We start from the raw sequence: 2,460 nt of genomic DNA on the forward strand, positions 1-2,460 counted from the left end.
CACGAGAAATAAAGGCTGCTAATGATAACAATATCATTAAGACCATCTCTTTTGAATCGGGCAAGTTTGACTCAAATCACTTTCTGCTTGCCATTGCTGATGAGGTAGGCGAATTGACTAGAGATGATGGGATTTCTAAAATCACATCCGGCCAGATCAACACCCCGGGCGCTCGCTTCGTGGAAATATCCACGTCCTACACGGTCCCAGACGTTCCTTTTCATAAGGAGCAGAAAAAACTAATCGAGGTTATGGAGCGAGACTTCGACCGGGCAAGTGATGACCAACTTTGCCTTGTGTGGGCACAGGATAGCCTAGAAGAGACTTTTCGGCCCGAAACGTGGGCTAAGAGCAACCCGCTTTTAAACCTTGCTGACAAGCACGAGAAGCTGCTTAGAGGGCTTATATCAGAAAGAGATAAAAAAATGCTCATGGGCAAGCTGGCAGACTTTCAAGTAAAGAATATGAATTGTTGGCTGAACGCAGACAGCAACAGCTTTCTTGCTCTTGAGGATATAGAAAAGGCTGTGATTGATGACTTTCCGAGGTTCGGCCATCGGGTTTATGTGGGGGTTGACTACTCTATGTCATCAGATAATACTTCTATAGCTTTTGTCTATCCGTATGAAGGGGAGGAACGCTGGCATTTAGAGCAGCATTCATTCATTCCTTGGAATCAGGCTGGCAGTATAGAGGCTAAGGAGAAGCAGGACGGCATCAATTACCGAGAACAAGAGAAACAAGGCTACTGCACAATTACCAGCCATCCGCAAGGCTTAATAAATGACGATCAGGTCTATGATTGGCTGGTGAATTACATTGAGGATAATAACCTGGATGTGATTTTCTTTGGTTACGATGCAATGGGCGTGACTAAGGTTATCAAGGCCTTGGAGCTTAATACAAGCTACCCGCTCATGCCTATTCGGCAGCGGACAAGCGAGCTAAAAGACCCTACAAAGTTCCTGCAAAAAATCTTTGTAGAGGGCTCTGTAACCCGCTTAAATGATGTCATCATGGAAAAAGCCTTGATAAATGCGGTTATCAAGCAAGACAACGTAGGAATTCAGGTTGACAAGATGAAATCAACACTGAAGGTTGACGTAGTGGACGCTATCATAGACGGATGCTATCAAGCTATGTATCACTTTGAAGACTACGGCCTTGTGAATGACAAGAGCTACCAAGTCGAGCATATGAGCCAGCAAGCAGTCCTTGACTGGTTTAAAAACCCAGAAAGCGGGCTTTTGGAGGAGGATTTTTACGATTTATGACGATTTTTAAAACTTTTTTTAGCCTAATTTGGGCTTTTTTTGATGTTTTGATGTTTCTAGCTGCAGCAATGACAATCAATCTGACAATGTATCGAGTCGGGTGGTTAGCATTCGGGATCAGCCTGACAATCACTTTCATATTGGCCGGCTTTGTATCAGAAATCATACAAGCGCGACAACAGGAATAGAGAGGGGGAATGAAACAATATGCCATTATTTAAACCGCCAAATTTTATGAATATGGCAGAAAGCAAGCCGGGGAATGGCAGTAATTTTGACCGAATATCTGTAGACGACGGAGCCGACTTCCTCAGTGCTACGCTGAATGGTGGTGAGTGGGTATCTGCTCGGTCCGCTTTGCAAAATTCGGACTTGTACGCCATCATCAGCCAACTTTCCAGTGACCTTGCGACTGTTAAGCTAACAGCCGAACAAAAGCGCTGGCAAGGAATTATAGATAATCCAAGCACAAATGCCAGCCGCCACGGCTTCTATCAGTCGTTATACGCTCAATTATTGTTGGCAGGAGAGGCCTTTGCTTACCGCTGGCGCAACGAGAACGGCCGAGACGTAAAATGGGAGTTTCTAAAACCGTCACAGGTTCACATGAATTACTACGAATACGAAAACGGCACTTATTACAACATTACTTTTACAGATCCGAGAATAAGACCACTCTTGCAAGTTCCGCAAGGTGATGTATTACATTTTAGACTTGTTTCCATGGACGGTGGCCGGACTGGGGTTAGTCCACTTTTGGCGCTTGGCCGCGAGCTGAAGATTAAGCGAGCATCTGACGAGCTAACTTTTAACTCTTTGAGGAACTCGCTCAAGATGAACGGGATTTTGAAAGTTAAGAACGGGGGCTTGCTAGATGACGATACGAAGATGGCAAGGTCGCGCAAAATCATGAAGCAGATGACAGGCGGCCCGTTGGTGCTTGATGACCTGGAGGAGTTCACTCCGCTAGAAATTAAATCAAACGTGGCGCAGTTGCTATCTCAAGCCGACTGGACAAGTAAGCAATTCGCCAAAGTTTATGGTATCCCAGATAGCTATCTGGGCGGGCAAGGAGACCAACAGTCATCTATTGAACAAATTAGCAATGTCTACGCTAATGCAATGACTCGTTATCTGCGACCTGTTATTAGCGAGATGACTTATAAACTAGGAACTGAACTAGACT

The 2,460-nt window shown here is 45.0% G+C and carries 3 protein-coding genes; all 3 read left to right on the forward strand.

Going from position 1 to position 2,460, the window contains the following annotated elements:
* The coding region (locus tag Q0191_RS01920; protein WP_297663323.1) for a terminase TerL endonuclease subunit at positions 1-1,274 on the forward strand (1,274 nt) is incomplete at its 5' end.
* On the forward strand, positions 1,271-1,462 hold the full coding sequence (locus Q0191_RS01925; RefSeq protein ID WP_297663326.1) for a DUF1056 family protein: 192 nt from the start codon (positions 1,271-1,273) through the stop codon (positions 1,460-1,462). The genes Q0191_RS01920 and Q0191_RS01925, both read left to right, overlap by 4 nt.
* A gap of 19 nt (positions 1,463-1,481) precedes the next feature.
* The coding region (locus tag Q0191_RS01930; protein ID WP_297663328.1) for a phage portal protein at positions 1,482-2,460 on the forward strand (979 nt) is incomplete at its 3' end.

It is taken from the genome of uncultured Streptococcus sp. (genome assembly GCF_938036805.1).
Lineage (GTDB): Bacteria > Bacillota > Bacilli > Lactobacillales > Streptococcaceae > Streptococcus.